This is a genomic window from Aeromonas sp. L_1B5_3, from assembly GCF_963866575.1.
Classification (GTDB): Bacteria; Pseudomonadota; Gammaproteobacteria; order Enterobacterales; family Aeromonadaceae; genus Aeromonas; species Aeromonas jandaei.
Genome location: NZ_CAWMDN010000125.1, coordinates 23709 through 39148 on the forward strand (window position 1 = coordinate 23709; position 15440 = coordinate 39148).

General features: G+C 60.2%; 18 protein-coding genes and 1 riboswitch. Of the genes, 15 read left to right on the forward strand and 3 right to left on the reverse strand.

What is annotated here, in order from left to right; translation table 11 throughout:
• Positions 1–15: 15 nt before the first annotated feature.
• The 3 genes from AACR93_RS15345 to narQ all read right to left on the reverse strand — a co-directional run bounded on the left by AACR93_RS15345 (position 16) and on the right by narQ (position 3045).
• Positions 16–591 carry an LON peptidase substrate-binding domain-containing protein gene (locus tag AACR93_RS15345; protein WP_033114984.1) on the reverse strand — a complete coding sequence of 192 codons (576 nt, stop codon included), beginning with the start codon at positions 589–591 and terminating at the stop codon, positions 16–18.
• A gap of 103 nt (positions 592–694) precedes the next feature.
• Positions 695–1333, reverse strand: a complete 639-nt coding sequence (narL, locus tag AACR93_RS15350; RefSeq protein WP_033114985.1) for a two-component system response regulator NarL — start codon at positions 1331–1333, stop codon at positions 695–697.
• On the reverse strand, positions 1333–3045 hold the full coding sequence (gene narQ, locus AACR93_RS15355; protein WP_041208739.1) for a nitrate/nitrite two-component system sensor histidine kinase NarQ: 1713 nt from the start codon (positions 3043–3045) through the stop codon (positions 1333–1335). The genes narL and narQ overlap by 1 nt, the downstream gene beginning before the upstream one ends.
• A gap of 84 nt (positions 3046–3129) precedes the next feature.
• Positions 3130–3270: riboswitch (molybdenum cofactor riboswitch) on the forward strand.
• Between narQ and moaA the strand changes: the two genes are divergently transcribed.
• The 15 genes from moaA (at position 3258) to modC (ending at position 15423) form a co-directional block, all read left to right on the forward strand.
• Positions 3258–4253: a GTP 3',8-cyclase MoaA gene (moaA, locus tag AACR93_RS15360; RefSeq protein WP_043851265.1), complete on the forward strand. Its 996-nt coding sequence runs from the start codon at positions 3258–3260 to the stop codon at positions 4251–4253. (Overlaps the previous riboswitch by 13 nt.)
• Before the next feature lie 239 nt (positions 4254–4492).
• On the forward strand, positions 4493–5026 hold the full coding sequence (napF, locus tag AACR93_RS15365; RefSeq protein ID WP_043851227.1) for a ferredoxin-type protein NapF: 534 nt from the start codon (positions 4493–4495) through the stop codon (positions 5024–5026).
• A 13-nt stretch (positions 5027–5039) separates the two neighbouring features.
• Positions 5040–5297, forward strand: coding sequence for a chaperone NapD (locus AACR93_RS15370; RefSeq protein WP_043851228.1), 258 nt, complete (start codon positions 5040–5042; stop codon positions 5295–5297).
• A 154-nt stretch (positions 5298–5451) separates the two neighbouring features.
• A complete protein-coding gene (gene napA, locus AACR93_RS15375) occupies positions 5452–7941 on the forward strand; it encodes a nitrate reductase catalytic subunit NapA (RefSeq protein WP_043851229.1) in 2490 nt (829 codons plus the stop codon).
• Between the two features lie 14 nt (positions 7942–7955).
• Positions 7956–8699 carry a ferredoxin-type protein NapG gene (gene napG, locus AACR93_RS15380; protein ID WP_043851230.1) on the forward strand — a complete coding sequence of 248 codons (744 nt, stop codon included), beginning with the start codon at positions 7956–7958 and terminating at the stop codon, positions 8697–8699.
• Positions 8696–9571: a quinol dehydrogenase ferredoxin subunit NapH gene (gene napH / locus AACR93_RS15385; protein WP_043851231.1), complete on the forward strand. Its 876-nt coding sequence runs from the start codon at positions 8696–8698 to the stop codon at positions 9569–9571. Before napG ends, napH begins: the two co-directional genes overlap by 4 nt.
• The gene (locus AACR93_RS15390) at positions 9571–10026 is read left to right on the forward strand and encodes a nitrate reductase cytochrome c-type subunit (protein WP_033114992.1); all 456 of its coding nucleotides are present in this window, start codon (positions 9571–9573) and stop codon (positions 10024–10026) included. Before napH ends, AACR93_RS15390 begins: the two co-directional genes overlap by 1 nt.
• An 11-nt stretch (positions 10027–10037) precedes the next feature.
• Entirely contained in the window at positions 10038–10631 is a 594-nt protein-coding gene (locus tag AACR93_RS15395; protein ID WP_042031377.1) for a cytochrome c3 family protein, read from the forward strand.
• Between the two features lie 258 nt (positions 10632–10889).
• Positions 10890–11396, forward strand: coding sequence for a molybdenum cofactor biosynthesis protein B (moaB, locus tag AACR93_RS15400; protein ID WP_041208733.1), 507 nt, complete (start codon positions 10890–10892; stop codon positions 11394–11396).
• 9 nt (positions 11397–11405) lie between these two features.
• A complete protein-coding gene (gene moaC, locus AACR93_RS15405) occupies positions 11406–11915 on the forward strand; it encodes a cyclic pyranopterin monophosphate synthase MoaC (RefSeq protein WP_043851232.1) in 510 nt (169 codons plus the stop codon).
• Positions 11912–12157, forward strand: a complete 246-nt coding sequence (gene moaD / locus AACR93_RS15410) for a molybdopterin synthase sulfur carrier subunit (protein ID WP_043851233.1) — start codon at positions 11912–11914, stop codon at positions 12155–12157. Before moaC ends, moaD begins: the two co-directional genes overlap by 4 nt.
• Positions 12158–12257: 100 nt before the next feature.
• Positions 12258–12731: a molybdopterin synthase catalytic subunit MoaE gene (gene moaE / locus AACR93_RS15415; protein ID WP_043851234.1), complete on the forward strand. Its 474-nt coding sequence runs from the start codon at positions 12258–12260 to the stop codon at positions 12729–12731.
• 84 nt (positions 12732–12815) lie between these two features.
• Complete coding sequence (gene modA, locus AACR93_RS15420; protein ID WP_043851235.1) at positions 12816–13544, forward strand: molybdate ABC transporter substrate-binding protein; 729 nt, start codon at positions 12816–12818, stop codon at positions 13542–13544.
• A 104-nt stretch (positions 13545–13648) separates the two neighbouring features.
• Positions 13649–14329, forward strand: coding sequence for a molybdate ABC transporter permease subunit (gene modB, locus AACR93_RS15425; protein ID WP_043851236.1), 681 nt, complete (start codon positions 13649–13651; stop codon positions 14327–14329).
• Positions 14326–15423, forward strand: a complete 1098-nt coding sequence (gene modC, locus AACR93_RS15430) for a molybdenum ABC transporter ATP-binding protein (protein ID WP_043851237.1) — start codon at positions 14326–14328, stop codon at positions 15421–15423. Before modB ends, modC begins: the two co-directional genes overlap by 4 nt.
• Positions 15424–15440 lie beyond the last annotated feature (17 nt).

Genomic DNA, 15440 nt, shown 5'->3' on the forward strand with positions numbered 1-15440 from the left:
GCAAAGCTGTTTTTGTCATTGTGAAATCAGGCGATGCAGAAATTTGCGAGCCGCTTCGCTGTTCTGTTTGGCTATCAGCATCTGCTTTTCATAAATCGGCATCGGCAGGATTTCGAGCCAGCGCTGGCAGAGCCAAGCGGCATCTTCAAAGCGCTTTTCCGGGTAGAGTTCATCAAGTTCCGGATACTGCTCGAACACCTCGCGCAGGCGATTCACCAGCAATTTGTCGTGGAAATCGGAGTGGGTGCTGGGCCAGTTGGGCAGCGTTTCCACTTTGGCACGACGCAGTCCCAGCTCATCGGTCTCCATCTCGTGGATGCAGAAGCGCTCCAGCCCCAGTACGGTGATCCCCAGCATCCCATCGTTCAGGGTGTAGAAGTCAGTCACCTTGACCCGGGTACCGACCGGCAGGATGCGACCTGCTTGTCCCGAGGTGGTAGACTCTTCCATCACGATGCCAAAGCCCTGATCGTTGATGAATGACTCTTTGAGCATCTGCAGATGACGGGGCTCGAACAAACGCAGAGGCAGCTTGCCGCCCGGGAGTATGTGGGAAGGCAAGGGGAACAGGGCCAAAGGTTGCAGTTTCATGTTCCATCCTCCATTGAGTAGTTGCTGAATAGGTCAATGCAGCGACTGTGCCAGAGAATGAAAAAAGCCACCGAAGGGTGGCTTTTCGAGTGGTTGAGGGCGTTTAGTTACGCTGCTCAAGATACATGACAGCCGCTTCCACACGGCTCTGCGCCTCGAGTTTCTTCAGCAGGCTCTTCACATGAACCTTGACCGTACCCTCGGAGATATGGAGCACGGAAGCGACCTGTTTATTGGAGAGGCCTTTTGCAATTTCACGCAGGATTTGCATTTCGCGACGCGTTAAGCTCTCAAGCTTCTGCTGCAGGTGATCCAGCTCGTAGATATTCTCGAGGTAGGGGCGCAGCGGCTCGCTCAGGATCTGCTTGCCGGTCATCACGTCGGCCAGTTGGGCCAGCAGCAGATCCGGTTCGGTGTCCTTGAGCAGGTAGCCATCGGCACCGGCCTTGAGCAGGGCGACCACATCCTGGCGGGCGTCGGAGACGGTCAGGATGACGACCCGGGAGGTGACCTCTTCGGCCCGCAGCGCCTTGAGGGTATCGAGACCGGAGAGCCCCTTCATGTTGAGATCTAGCAGGATCAGGTCCGGCTCGGACTCCTTGGCCAGTGCCACGGCGTCAGTACCGTTGGAGGCTTCACCGATCACCTCCATGTTCTCTTCCAGAGCCAGTAACTGCACAATCCCTTTGCGCATCAGGGGATGGTCATCTACGACCAGAACACTGTATTTCATCTCGTCCATCAGGCGTCTCTCGCTAGACTGGTGGGAAAAGTCAGATGCACACGGGTGCCTTGTGGCTGCTGTTCGTTGATGGTCAACAGGCCGTGCAGTTTGTTGGCGCGTTCGTTCATGATACTCAAGCCGTAATGGTTAATCGCCGAGCTGGCGAGTCCAATACCGACACCGTCATCTGAAATCTGAACCTCAATGTTACCACTGGCGAGGGTCTCACAGCTAACATCAATCACTTGCGCATTGGCATGTTTGATGGCGTTGAGCACTGCCTCACGAATCAGCTGCAGAATATGGATGTGCTGGCCCGCTTCAAGATCCGAGTCGGCCAGACCGTAGTGGAACCGGATCTCGGCGTTGGTCTGGGGCTGCAGCTGATCGAGCATTACCCGGATCGCTTCACCCAGATTGGCGTCACCAATGGTGAGGCGGAAGGTACCGAGCAGCTCGCGCAGCTGGGTGTAGGCGTTGCTGAGCCCTTCGTCGATCTGCTGCATCGCCTCCTGTGCCTTATCCTGTTGCCCCTTGGCGTAGGAGCGTTTGAGCAGGGTGGACTGGATCTTGAGGTAGGAGAGAGCCTGTGCCAGCGAGTCGTGCAGTTCGCGGGCGATGACGGCCCGCTCCTCCATCAGCAGTAGCCGCTGGTGTTGCAGCAGGGTCTGATCCTTGTGCAGCACCTGGGCCAGCAGCATGGTGAAGTTTCTGATCAGCCGCTCGTCAATGGGGTGCTGGCTGATGATGTCGAGCCGGCCAAACTCCTGATCATCCATCTGCAGATAGAAACTGGCCACCGCATCGAGATCGCCGGGCCAGCCGGTGCGCCCGGAGGTGTAGACCGGCATGGCGTTATTTTCGAAGCGGGTCAGTCGGATGTAATCGATATGCTGGTGGGCTGCCGCCCTGTCCAGCAGCTTGATGAGGGTGCGGGTGCTGAGCGGTGCTGCGTGCAGCTTCTGGGCCGTGCTGTAGAGGAAGGAGAGAGTGTCGTTGGCCTGTTGCAGCTTGGCGGTTTTCTCCTCCACCTTGTTCTCCAGCTCCCGATAGAGCTTGCCCAATTCGTCGGCCATGGTGACAAAGGCGCGCGACAGCTCCCCCAGCTCGTTTTCACCGTGGCTGGGCAGTTGCAGATCGAAATCCTGGCGCTGGATCTGGCGGGCACAATAGACCAGCTGATTGAGCGGGGCGACCACCTGCTTGCGGGTAAAGCGTACGGTAAACCAGGCGATGAGGATGATGGCGAGCAGACCGAGCCCCTCAGCCAGTGCCAGCATCCGTACCTTGAACTCGACGTGGTACTGCATCTGATTGACGAAATTGTCGATGGCCGCCACAAACTTCTCGGTGTTGTCGGTGTACCGTCTGGGAGTGCTGTTTTCGATGTGCTGGCGCATCTCCTGCCACTGATCGAGCACTTCGCCGTAGGTGCGGCGCAGGGAGGCAGGGGTGATCCAGCGCTGGGTCTCCTGCAGCTCTGCGGCGTGCAGCGTCTCTTCAAACTGGGAGAGGCGGCCCAGTACACTCTCGCCCCGCTCGATTTCGTAAGCCATCCGGTAAGCCTGCATCCGCAGCGAACCGGAGAGGTTGATCGCCTTGGCATCGGGTACCGAGTAGAAGAGGGTGACCATGGCAACGACCGCAATAAGGCTGGCCATGAAGAGGATCAATACCATTGCGCGCCCGATGGCGCTGCTGACCGAATGGACTCTGAATCTGTGTCCCATGCTCATGTTGATATTGACCTCTGAATTGTGACAAGGCGTCGTCAAGATGCGTGGGAGTGTACTCCAACTTGTGTTAGCATCGAAAAACTAGATGAACTCCGAGCGGTTCTGCCTAAGTCCTTGGGATAGGGGAGAACCAGCCGTCAGCCGATGTTCGAGCTGTAAGGGTCAGGAAAGAAATGCCCTGGCCTCCCGTATTTGGAAAGGTGTTTATGTTGCCTCTTGAAGATGGTTTTTCCCGTCGTTTTTACTATTTGCGTCTCTCGGTGACCGATGTGTGCAACTTCCGTTGCACCTACTGTCTGCCGGATGGCTATCGCCCTCCGGAAGGTCACAAGGGAGGACAAAAATCCTTTCTCTCGCTCGACGAGATCCGCCGCGTAGTGAATGGCTTTGCTGCCATGGGGACCCGCAAGGTACGAATTACCGGCGGCGAGCCCTCCTTGCGTCGTGATTTCACCGAGATCGTGAATGTGATCGCGACCACGCCGGGCATTGAAAAAGTCGCCATGACCACCAATGGTTATCGCTTGAAAGAGCGGGCCCGCGAGTGGTTTGACGCCGGACTCAATGTGCTGAATGTCAGCGTCGATAGCCTGGACCCGCGCCAGTTTCACCAGATCACCGGTGAGAACAAGCTGGCAGAGGTGATGGAGGGGATCGAAGCGGCGCTCGCCGCCGGTTTCAAATCGGTGAAGATCAACGCCGTGCTCCTCAAAGGGCTTAATGACTATCAGCTGGAGGCTTTCCTCGACTGGATCAAGCACAAGCCCATCGAGCTGCGCTTTATCGAACTGATGCAGACCGGCGAGATGGATACCCTGTTTCGCGATCACCATGTCAGCGGTGAGGGGATAAAGCAGCGCCTGCTGGAGAGTGGTTGGCTGCAGCAGCTGCGCGGCAAGGATGACGGCCCGGCGCAGGTATTCATGCATCCGGAATCGCAGGGTGGGGTGGGTCTCATCATGCCCTACAGCAAGGATTTCTGTGCCGGTTGCAACCGGCTGCGAGTCTCCTCGGCAGGAAAGCTGCACCTCTGTTTGTTTGGCGACAATGGGGTCGAGCTGCGGGATCTGCTAACTGCAGACGAGCAGCAGGAGGCGCTGCAACAGCGGATTCGTTCTGCCCTGAGCGGCAAGAGTGCCACCCACCGTTTGCACGAAGGCAATGCCGGAGCAACCCCTCACCTTGCTTCAATCGGTGGCTGACCACAAAAAATAGCCATTGATTAAATAGCAATCCTCATATGGAGGTATTTTCATCGATACCTCCCTTTTTGTTCTGCGCCAAGGCTTTGATCTGGCGCAAAAATCCCCCCTGTTTATCTCCCTGGTGGTATATCCCTTAACTTGTCAGGGCCGCAATATACACCCACTCTTATAATTGGTATCGAAAATGCCAATCAAGGACTCGTGCCGCACCCTTCATCACTGAAACGGGAGTCAATATGCCGGAAGAGATCGATCTTGCCCGCCGTGGCCTGTTTCGGGGGCGCTTGCGGGTTGCCGAGCCTCCGGTGCATCTGCCCTGGTCGGTGGCCTGGTCGCAATTCTCGGCCGGATGTACCCGCTGCGGTGATTGTCTGGCCGCCTGCCCGGAGCAGATCCTGATAAACGGCGAGGGCGGTTTTCCCACCGTCGATTTTCAGCGCGGCGAGTGCACCTTTTGCGGTGACTGCGTTGCCGCCTGCAAGGAGCCGCTGTTCCGGCCAGCATCGGAGACGCCTTGGCAATACAAGGCGTCCATTGCCGCCAACTGCCTGGCCAATAGCCAGGTTTATTGCCAGCGCTGTCAGGACAGCTGTGAACCGCGGGCCATTCGCTTTATTCCGACACTGGGGCGGGTACCCACCCCGGTCATTGAACTCGATAGCTGCAACGGCTGTGGTGCCTGTGTGCAGGACTGCCCAGTTGGCAGCATCAAGGTGGATGGCTCGGCGGCCAGAGCGCAGAAGAGTCAGAATGAATCAGGCATTGAATGACCCGGGAGTCACAATGAGTCAGGAGTTTCATGTTTCGAGTCTGGTGGTGCTGACCCAGCCTACCTTGCGTCACCAGCTCGCAGAAGAGATCGCGGCCCTCGACGGTGCCGAGATCCACGCCGTCACTGACGAAGGCAAGCTGGTGGTGACCCTGGAGGGGGCAAGCCAGCGGCCGATCATGACGGCCATCGATGCGATACAGGCGATGCCGGGCGTGCTTTCTGCCGCCCTGATTTACCATCAGTTCGATGAACTCGATGCCCAGCAGTGAATAAGGTGCCGTGAAGTCGGGTCTCCATGACCTGACTGAGTGGTTTCTAGTTGATGCGATAAAAACGAGGCACTGGTATGCGGTTCGTAGCCTTGAGCGAGCGCCAGTTAAATACACTCGATAACTTACGCGACAAGCAATGCGAGGATATGTCATGAAGCTGAGTCGACGCGACTTTATGAAGGCCAATGCGGTGGCGGCTGCCGCTGCCGTGGCCGGTGTCAGTGCCCCCACCCTGGCGGCCAATCTCATCACCAGTACCGACAAGACTGCCATCCACTGGGATAAAGCGCCTTGCCGCTTCTGCGGTACCGGTTGCTCCGTGCTGGTCGGTTCCCAGGATGGTCGTGTCGTGGCGACTCAGGGCGACCCCGATGCGCCGGTCAACCGTGGCCTCAACTGCATCAAGGGTTACTTCCTCTCCAAGATCATGTACGGTCAGGATCGCCTCACCCAGCCCATGCTGCGGATGAAGAACGGCAAGTTCGACAAGGATGGCGACTTCGCTCCCATCAGCTGGGATCAGGCGTTCGACATCATGGCCGAGAAGTTCAAGGCCACCCTGAAAGAGAAGGGCCCGACTGCCGTCGGTATGTTCGGTTCAGGCCAGTGGACCGTCTGGGAAGGTTACGCCGCCGCCAAGCTGATGAAGGCCGGTTTCCGTACCAACAACATCGACCCCAATGCCCGTCACTGCATGGCCTCCGCGGTCGTCGGCTTCATGCGGACCTTCGGTATGGATGAGCCGATGGGCTGCTACGACGATATCGAGCAGGCCGATGCGTTTGTGCTGTGGGGCTCCAACATGGCCGAGATGCACCCCATCCTCTGGTCGCGGATGTCCGATCGCCGTCTCTCCAATCCGGATGTGCAGGTGCACGTGCTCTCCACTTTTGAGCACCGCAGCTTCGAGCTGGCGGACAACGGCATTGTCTTCACGCCCCAGACCGATCTGGCGATCCTCAACTATGTCGCCAACTACATCATCCAGAACGACAAGGTGAACTGGGACTTCGTCAACAAGCACACCGTGTTCAAGAAAGGTGTCACCGACATCGGTTATGGTCTGCGTCCGACCAACCCGCTGCAGCAGAAAGCGAAGAATCCGGACAGTGGCGATGCCACTCCGATGACCTTCGAAGAGTTTGCCAAGTTCGTGGCCGACTACGATGTGGAGTCTGTCTCCAAGCTCTCCGGCGTCTCCAAAGAGAAGCTGGAAAAGCTAGCTAAGCTCTATGCCGATCCGAGCAAGAAAGTGGTCTCTTACTGGACTATGGGGTTCAACCAGCATACCCGTGGCGTCTGGGCCAACAACCTCTGCTACAACATCCACCTGCTCACCGGCAAGATCTCCGAGCCGGGCTCTGGCCCCTTCTCCCTGACCGGTCAGCCTTCTGCGTGCGGCACTGCGCGGGAAGTGGGCACCTTTGCCCACCGTCTGCCAGCCGACATGGTGGTGACCGATCCCAAGCATCGCGCCATCGCCGAGAAGATCTGGAAACTGCCGGAAGGCACCATCCCGGAGCAGGTGGGTTACCACGCCGTGCTGCAGGATCGCATGCTCAAGGATGGCAAGCTCAACGCCTACTGGGTGATGTGCAACAACAACATGCAGGCCGGTCCCAACATGAATACCGATCGTCTGCCTGGCTATCGCGACCCGCGCAACTTCATCGTGGTCTCTGACCCGTACCCGACTGTTACCGCCCAGGCCGCTGACCTCATCCTGCCCACCGCCATGTGGGTGGAGAAAGAGGGGGCCTACGGCAATGCCGAGCGCCGGACCCAGTTCTGGCACCAGCAGGTGAAAGCGCCGGAAGGGGCCAAGTCCGACCTGTGGCAGCTGATGGAGTTCTCCAAGCGCTTCAAGGTGGAAGAGGTGTGGCCGGCTGAGCTGATTGCCAAGATGCCGGAAGTGAAGGGCAAAACCCTGTTCGACGTGCTCTATGCCAACGGTCAGGTCAACCAGTTCCCGAAAGAGCAGAGCAAAGGGCTGCTGAACGACGAAGCCGAGCACTTCGGTTTCTACGTCCAGAAGGGTCTGTTTGAGGAGTACGCCACCTTTGGTCGTGGCCATGGCCACGATCTGGCGCCGTTCGATCAGTACCACGAGGCGCGCGGTCTGCGCTGGCCGGTAGTGGATGGCAAAGAGACTCTGTGGCGCTATCGCGAAGGGTTTGACCCCTATGTGAAAGCGGGCGAGGGGGTGCGTTTTTATGGCAAACCCGATGGCAAGGCAGTCATCTTCGCCCTGCCGTTCGAGCCTGCCGCCGAGTCGCCGGATAAAGAGTACGATCTGTGGCTCTCCACCGGTCGCGTGCTGGAGCACTGGCACACCGGCACCATGACCCGTCGGGTGCCCGAGCTCTATCGCGCCTTCCCGGATGCGGTGCTCTTCATGCACCCGGACGATGCCAAAGCCCGTGGCGTGCGCCGTGGCGAAGAGGTGATTGTCTCCTCCCGCCGTGGCGAGGTGAAAACCCGGGTCGAGACCCGTGGTCGTAACCGTCCGCCCAAGGGACTGGTCTTCATGCCCTTCTTTGATGCGAGCCAGCTGGTCAACAAGCTGACCCTGGACGCCACCGATCCGCTCTCCAAAGAGACGGATTACAAGAAGTGCGCCGTCAAGGTGATGAAGGCCTGAGGCGGGGAGTCGAGATGAGTCGTAGTCGTCGCCAGTTTCTGGCCGACATGGCCTCTCTGGCAAAAGGGGCTTGCGGTGTGAGCCTGCTTGGCGTGGGGCTCGGCGGCATGGCCCGCCAGCAGGTGCATGCAGTGCCGGCTCAGGCGCTGCGGCCGCCTGCCGCCCTCGACGAAGCTGAGTTCCTCGGCGCCTGCGTGCGCTGCGGACTCTGCGTCGAGGCGTGCCCCTACGACACCCTCAAGCTCGCCCGGCTGTTTGAGCCGGTGACCACGGGGACTCCCTACTTCAAGGCTCGAGCCGTCCCGTGCGAGATGTGTGATGACATCCCTTGCGTGGTGGCCTGCCCGAGCGGGGCGCTGGATCAGCAGATGACCGACATCGATCAGGCACGGATGGGGGTGGCAGTGCTCATCGATCACGAGACCTGCCTCAACTATCTGGGTTTGCGTTGCGATGTCTGTTATCGGGTCTGCCCGTTGATCGACAAGGCGATCACCCTGGATCTGCAGCACAACCAGCGTACCGGCAAGCACGCCATGTTCCTGCCCACAGTGCACAGCGATATCTGCACCGGCTGTGGCAAGTGCGAGCATGCCTGCGTGCTGGAGGAGGCCGCCATCAAGGTGGTTCCGCGCCAGCTCGCCAAGGGGGAGCTGGGTCATCACTACCGGCTTGGCTGGGAAGAGAAGGCGAAGGCGGGCAAGTCGCTTATTGGCGACAGGCTCACTCTGCCCACCCGTAAACCGGAGGGACTATGAGTCGTTATCCGGGGACCGAGGCGCGCATCAAGCTGGGATGGTGGCGTTCCCACCGTTTCCTGCTGCTGCGCAGGCTCAGTCAGTTCGGTGTGCTCGCATTGTTCCTGCTGGGGCCGCTGGCGGGTGTCTGGATCCTCAAGGGCAACCTCTCCAGCTCGCTGTTGCTGGAGACGGTGCCGCTGACCGATCCGCTGACCCTGCTGCAGTCAGTAGCGGCAGGCCACTGGCCCATCACCTCACTCTGGCTGGGTGCTGCCATTGTGCTGGTCGGTTACTGGCTGGTCGGGGGGCGGGTCTTCTGCTCCTGGGTCTGTCCGGTCAACCTCATCACGGATGCTGCGGCCTGGCTCAGGGGGCGGCTTGGCCTCAAGGGCAACGGTCAGTTCAGCCGTGCTACCCGTTACTGGCTGCTGGCTATGGCGCTGGTGGCACCGGCGGTGACAGGCGTGCTGGTGTGGGAACTGGTCAACCCGGTGTCGCTCGTCATGCGCGGTCTGCTGTTTGGCATGGGGGCGGGCTGGGCCCTGCTGGCGGTACTGTTCTTGTTCGATCTCTTCGTGGTTGAGCGAGGCTGGTGCGGTCATCTCTGTCCGGTAGGGGCCTTCTATGCCCTGCTCAACCGGGTCGGATTCATCAAGATTTCTGCCAAAGGGCGCGAGCGGTGCAACAACTGCATGGATTGTTATGCGGTCTGCCCGGAGCGTCCGATCCTGCGCGGCCCCGTTCACGGTGCCAAGCGCGGTCACGGGCCCTTGATTGCGGCTCAGGAGTGTACCAACTGTGGCCGCTGCATCGATGTTTGCGCGGAACAAGTTTTTGAAATCACTGTAGGTTTTGCCATCAAGGCAGAAAAAACGTCGGAGAACACATAATGAAAAAGCTGATTGGAGCAATGCTGGCCTGCCTGATGGCGGGTTCCCTGATGGCGGCCGTCCCCGAGATCACCAACAGCACCGGTGGGCTCAAGTCCGAGCGGGGCGCCACCGATCTGGTGACTGATGCCAATGCCGCCCCCATGAAGAATTTCCGTAAGGATGGCGAGCCCTATGATCGCCAGTACATGCATCAGCCGCCGCTGATCCCCCACGATATCCGCAACTACGAGGTGGATACCAAGGTCAACAAGTGCCTGGCTTGTCACAGCTTCAAGAATGCCAGTGCCATGAAGGCCCCCAAGATAAGCCCGACCCACTTTGAAACCCGCGATGGCATGACCCTGGGCGAAGTGTCGCCGCGTCGCTACTTCTGCCTGCAGTGCCACGTGCCGCAAGCGGATGCCAAGCCGCTGGTGGGGAATACGTTCAAACCGGTTGAAGCGCTGAACTGAGGAATCCATAGATGAAATTACCCGGCTTTATCCAGCGTCTGTGGATCACTTTCAAATCGCCCTCCAAGGCGGCCCTCTGGGTGCTGTTGCTGATGGGCTTCTTTGGCGGCGTTATCTTCTGGGGTGGTTTCAACACTGCCATGGAGGCCTCCAACACCGAAGCCTTCTGTACCAGCTGTCACGAGATGAAGGACAACGTGTTCGAGGAGTATCGCGACACCATCCACTACTCCAACCGCTCCGGTGTGCGCGCCAGCTGCCCTGATTGCCACGTACCGCATGAGTGGACCTACAAGATCATCCGCAAGGTGCAGGCTTCCAAGGAGCTGTGGGGCATGATCACCGGCAAGGTAGATACCCGCGAGAAGTTCGAGAGTCACCGCCGCGAAATGGCGGAGCGGGAGTGGCAGCGGATGAAAGAGACAGATTCGCGCGAGTGCCGCAACTGCCACAACTTCGAGTACATGGACTTCTCCCTGCAGGGGCAGCGTGCCGCCAAGATGCACTCGGCCAACCTCGGCAAGGAGGGGCAGGCCACCTGCATCGACTGTCACAAGGGGATTGCGCACCAGCTACCCGACATGACCGGGGTGAAAGGGTTCTAACCATGCAGTTCAGGCCGGGGTATCCCGGCCTGTGTTTTTGAGCGTGCCGCAACAAGTCGGCATATCTGGGACAAGCATCAGATTTGTGAGTCTTTTAAATCCCATATCTCGTGAAACCTTTGATAGAATCAGCCCGCCGTCAAACGCTTGAGCAAGTAGTCCACTCTGTCCACACCGGTTCTGGTAGTGGCGGATGGCCTCTCATACTCTCTTCTCTTCCTGCCTCGTTGACGGCCCATAGCCACAAGGAGCTGCCCGATGGGACAGAAAAACAACGCATTCATTCCCCTCAAGATCGCCGTGCTGACGGTTTCCGACAGCCGCACTGCCGCCGATGACAGCTCGGGGGACTATCTGGTTTCCGCCCTGACAGAAACGGGCCATCAGCTGGCCGATCGCGCGCTCTGCCCCGACAACCTGTTTCGTATCCGGGCTCAGGTAAGCGACTGGATCGCCGATGAGGGGGTGCAGGTGGTGCTGGTCAACGGCGGTACCGGCTTCAACGAGCAGAACCGGGTGCCCGAGGCGGTCGGCGTGCTGTTCGAGCGCACCGTACAGGGCTTTGGCGAACTGTTCCGCCAGCTCTCCTTTGCCGAAATCAAGGGGTCCGCCATGCAGAGTCGCGCGCTGGCAGGCCTGGCCAATCGCACCCTGATCTGCTGCCTGCCGGGCTCTACCGGCGCCTGCCAGCTGGGGTGGGAGAAGCTTATCCGCGATCAGCTCGATGCCCGCACCAAGCCGTGCAATTTTGTCTCCCATCTTTGAGGGCAAGTGATGAACCAGAACCATTCCAACCTGACTCATCTCAACCAGAGCGGCGAAGCCCACATGGTGGATGTGACCGACAAGCAGGTGACCGAGCGTGAGGCTCGCGCCGAGGCGTTTATCGCCATGGCGCCGGAAACGCTGGCTCTGATCCTGAGCGGCCAGCACCACAAGGGCGACGTGTTCGCCACCGCCCGTATCGCCGGCATCATGGCGGCCAAGAAGACCGCGGATCTCATTCCCCTTTGTCATCCGCTGGCATTGACCCGGGTCGAGGTGGAGATAGTGCCGCAGGCCGAGCAGAACCGGGTGCATATTCGCACCCTCTGCAAGCTCTCCGGCAAGACCGGGGTGGAGATGGAGGCCTTGACCGCTGCGTCGGTAGCGGCGCTGACCATCTACGACATGTGCAAGGCGGTGCAAAAAGACATGGTGATCGAACAGGTTCGTCTGGTAGAGAAGAAAGGCGGCAAGTCCGGCCATTTTCAGTTGGGGTCAAATAGCGGGGAGCAAGCATGATCAAGGTACTCTTTTTTGCGCAAGTAAGAGAGCTGGTGGCCTGCGACGAGCTGAGCCTGCCTTGTGAGTACGCCACTGCCGAGCAGCTGCGTGCAGCCCTGTGTGAGCGCGGCGACAAGTGGGCGTTGGCGCTGGAAGCAGGCAAACTACTGGTGGCGGTCAACCAGACCCTGGTGCCCCTCGACACGCCCATCACCGATGGCGATGAGGTCGCCTTCTTCCCACCGGTTACCGGAGGTTGATGATGAGTGAAATAATGACCGTGGATCGCACCACTGAGCTGTGTGGTGGCGATGAGGTGGCCTTCTTCCCTGCCCCTCCAGTAACGACCGGAGGTTAAGGATGAGCAACGCAACCATGACCGATCGCATTCTGGTACAGCGGGAGGATTTCTCGCTGGCTGACGAATATGCCCGCCTTGCCAACCGGCAGGACACCGGCGCCGTGGTCAGCTTTGTCGGCAAGGTGCGCGACTTCAATCAGGGGGAGCACGTCAAGGGGCTGGCCCTCGAGCACTACCCCGGTATGACCGAGAAGGCGCTGGCCGCCATCGTGCAGGAGGCGCGCGAGCGCTGGCCACTGCAGGAGTGCACCCTTATTCACCGCATCGGCGAGCTGCTGCTCGGCGATCAGATCGTGCTGGTAGTGGTGAGCAGTGCCCACCGCGAGGCGGCCTTCGAGGCCTGCCACTTCATCATGGATTTCTTGAAAACCCGGGCACCGTTCTGGAAAAAAGAGCTGACCGCCGAAGGGATACAACGCTGGGTCGAGGCCAAGGAGAGCGACAACACTGCCGCCGCCCGCTGGCAAGCTTGACCTGTTTGAGGGGCGCAGGTTCATCGGGAGCCGTGGCCCTGTTTTGGGGAGTAACAAAAGCTGCCCCAGTCAGGAGGTAAAGGAATGAAACCGCTGTTATCCGTTGTCATTGCCGGGGTCTGCGCCAGTGCGTTGCACGTCGGTGCCGTGCAGGCCGACGAGGTCAAGGTAGCCGTGGCCGCCAACTTCAAGGGCACCATAGAGCGTATCGGCAAGGAGTTCACCGCCAAGACCGGCCACACCCTGGCCATCTCCTCCGCCGCGACCGGGGTGCTCTATACCCAGATCAGCCACGGTGCTCCGTTTGATCTCTTTCTATCCGCCGATGTGAAAACCCCGCAGAAGCTGGAGCAGGAGGGCAAGGGGAGCGAGCGCTTCACCTATGCTATCGGCCAGCTGGGGCTATGGAAGAAGGGGGGGCCTGCACCTGACGAGGCAACTCTGCGCAATTGGAAAGGCAACCTTGCCATCGCCAACCCGAAAACCGCGCCCTATGGCACAGCAGCCATGGCGGCCCTCGACCATCTCAAGATCGATCCCAAGCAGTACCGCCTGCTGACCGGCACCAACATCGGCCAGACCTGGCAGTTCGTCGACACCGGCAACGCCGAGCTGGGCTTTGTCGCCTGGGCCAACCTGGTGGAAGCGGGCAAGACCGGCGAAGCCTGGGCCGTGCCGGCTGATTTCTACCCCCCCATCGAACAGCAGGGGCTGGTATTGAAGAAAGGGGCCGCAGTCGAGGCGCTGGTGGCCTGGCTCAAGGGGCCGGGTCAGGCACAGATCAAGGCTGCGGGTTATGCACTGCCGCAGTGATGGCATGGCAGATCTGCTAAGGGCGGGCTGGCCTTCGGGTCGGCCCGCCTGTGCGATGAAGGAACGCTTTCTATGGTTGTCGGTATCTACCCGGGAGGAAGGCGATGAGTGAAGGGGATCTGCTGGCGGTCTGGCTCACCCTGAAGCTGGCAGCCAGCACCACCATCATCCTGTTGCTGCTCTCGCCGCCGCTGGCCTGGTGGCTGTCGCGCAGCCAGCATCGGCTCAGACCCGTGGTAGAGGCCCTGGTGGCCCTGCCGCTGGTGCTGCCGCCAACGGTGCTCGGCTTCTATCTGTTGCTGGCCTTCTCCCCCTCCTATGGGCTGGGAGCCTGGTGGTGCGACACCTTCGGGGCGCCGCTCGCCTTCAGCTTTACCGGCCTGCTGCTCGCCTCCATCCTCTACTCGCTTCCCTTCGTGGTGCAGCCGCTCACCTCCGCCTTTGTCAACATGGGCAACAAGGAGCTTGAGGCAGCCGCCACCCTGGGGTTCGGCCCGGTTGAGCGCTTCTTTCACATCATCTTGCCGATGACGCTGCCCAGCTTTGTGATGGCGGCGGCGCTAGGCTTTGCCCACACCCTGGGGGAGTTCGGGGTGGTGCTGATGATTGGCGGTAATATCCCGGGCGAGACCCAGGTACTCTCCATTGCCCTGTTTGATCATGTGGAGGCGATGGATTACCAGAATGCCCATATTCTGGCGGGCGGCCTGATGGGCTTCTCGCTGGTGATGCTGGTGCTGGTGTACGGCGTGTTGCAGCGCCGGCAACGGAGGCTGTTCGGATGAGTGAAATCCTCACGACACACCCGCTGCAGCTCACGGCACGCCCGCTGCAACTCAAGGTGCAGCGCAAGTTCGGCGCCTTTACTCTCGATTGCGAGCTGGCGCTGGCGCTTGGGGGCATCCTCGGCCTGTTCGGCCCCTCCGGCTGCGGCAAGAGCAGCTTGCTGCGCATCATCGCCGGGCTGGACCGCGCACCGGACGACACCTTGAACTGGCAGGGCCGGGGGTTGAGCGATCTGCTGCCAGAAGCGCGCCGCATCGGTCTGGTGTTTCAGGATTCGCGCCTCTTTCCCCATCTGACGGTGCTCGGCAATCTGCAACTGGCGGCCCGCAAGGGGCGAGGACGTTGGCAGCCCGAGGCGCTGGCAACGCGGCTTGGCTTTGCCGAACTGCTGGGGCAGCCTGCTCATGCTCTATCTGGTGGCCAGCGCCAGCGGGTGGCGCTGGCCAGGGCCCTCTTGGCCGAACCGGATCTGCTGTTGCTGGATGAGCCTTTTTCTGCGCTGGACAGACGCAGCCGCATCCATCAGGCCCACGTGCTCAAGGGCTTGCAGCAGGAGAGCGGCATTCCGATGATCTTCGTCAGCCACGCTATGGAGGAGGTGAGCCTGCTCTGCGATCAGCTGGTGCTGCTGGCGGATGGCCGGGTGGAGGCGCAAGGTCGACCGAGCGAGATCTTCGCCCGTACCGACCTTTCGCTCGCCAGTCGCGACGATGCCGGGGTGATGCTGACGGCGACCTTCTCTCACTACGATAACGACGAGCAGATGGCGACTCTGCAGCTTGGTGAGCAACAGTTGCGCGTCACCATGACTCATGTGCCGGACGAGGGGGGGCCCCTGCAGATCAAGGTGGCCGGGCGGGACGTGGTGATCGCCACGTCCCCCATCGAGCACTCCAGTCTCTCCAACTGCCTCACCACCCGATTGCTGGCTGAACGCGAGGTTCGGCCTGGCCAGACCCTGTTGCAGTTGGCGCTGGGTCAGCAGATACTGCTGGCCCGGATCACCAGCCGCTCCGCCAGACGGCTGGCGCTCGCCCCGAACCAGCAGATCTACGCCTACATCAAGGCGGTGAGTCTGGTCAGCGAGGGCTGAGCGGGATATATCTGGTT

Coding starts and splice junctions, on each gene's coding strand:
- AACR93_RS15395 (WP_042031377.1), top strand. CDS start 10,038: ATGAAATTACCCGGCTTTATCCAGCGTCTGTGGATCACTTTCAAATCG.
- AACR93_RS15345 (WP_033114984.1), bottom strand. CDS start 591: ATGAAACTGCAACCTTTGGCCCTGTTCCCCTTGCCTTCCCACATACTC.
- AACR93_RS15390 (WP_033114992.1), top strand. CDS start 9,571: ATGAAAAAGCTGATTGGAGCAATGCTGGCCTGCCTGATGGCGGGTTCC.
- modA (WP_043851235.1), top strand. CDS start 12,816: ATGAAACCGCTGTTATCCGTTGTCATTGCCGGGGTCTGCGCCAGTGCG.
- moaC (WP_043851232.1), top strand. CDS start 11,406: ATGAACCAGAACCATTCCAACCTGACTCATCTCAACCAGAGCGGCGAA.
- moaD (WP_043851233.1), top strand. CDS start 11,912: ATGATCAAGGTACTCTTTTTTGCGCAAGTAAGAGAGCTGGTGGCCTGC.
- moaA (WP_043851265.1), top strand. CDS start 3,258: ATGTTGCCTCTTGAAGATGGTTTTTCCCGTCGTTTTTACTATTTGCGT.
- napH (WP_043851231.1), top strand. CDS start 8,696: ATGAGTCGTTATCCGGGGACCGAGGCGCGCATCAAGCTGGGATGGTGG.
- modC (WP_043851237.1), top strand. CDS start 14,326: ATGAGTGAAATCCTCACGACACACCCGCTGCAGCTCACGGCACGCCCG.
- moaE (WP_043851234.1), top strand. CDS start 12,258: ATGAGCAACGCAACCATGACCGATCGCATTCTGGTACAGCGGGAGGAT.
- narQ (WP_041208739.1), bottom strand. CDS start 3,045: ATGGGACACAGATTCAGAGTCCATTCGGTCAGCAGCGCCATCGGGCGC.
- narL (WP_033114985.1), bottom strand. CDS start 1,333: ATGGACGAGATGAAATACAGTGTTCTGGTCGTAGATGACCATCCCCTG.
- moaB (WP_041208733.1), top strand. CDS start 10,890: ATGGGACAGAAAAACAACGCATTCATTCCCCTCAAGATCGCCGTGCTG.
- AACR93_RS15370 (WP_043851228.1), top strand. CDS start 5,040: ATGAGTCAGGAGTTTCATGTTTCGAGTCTGGTGGTGCTGACCCAGCCT.
- napA (WP_043851229.1), top strand. CDS start 5,452: ATGAAGCTGAGTCGACGCGACTTTATGAAGGCCAATGCGGTGGCGGCT.
- napF (WP_043851227.1), top strand. CDS start 4,493: ATGCCGGAAGAGATCGATCTTGCCCGCCGTGGCCTGTTTCGGGGGCGC.
- napG (WP_043851230.1), top strand. CDS start 7,956: ATGAGTCGTAGTCGTCGCCAGTTTCTGGCCGACATGGCCTCTCTGGCA.
- modB (WP_043851236.1), top strand. CDS start 13,649: ATGAGTGAAGGGGATCTGCTGGCGGTCTGGCTCACCCTGAAGCTGGCA.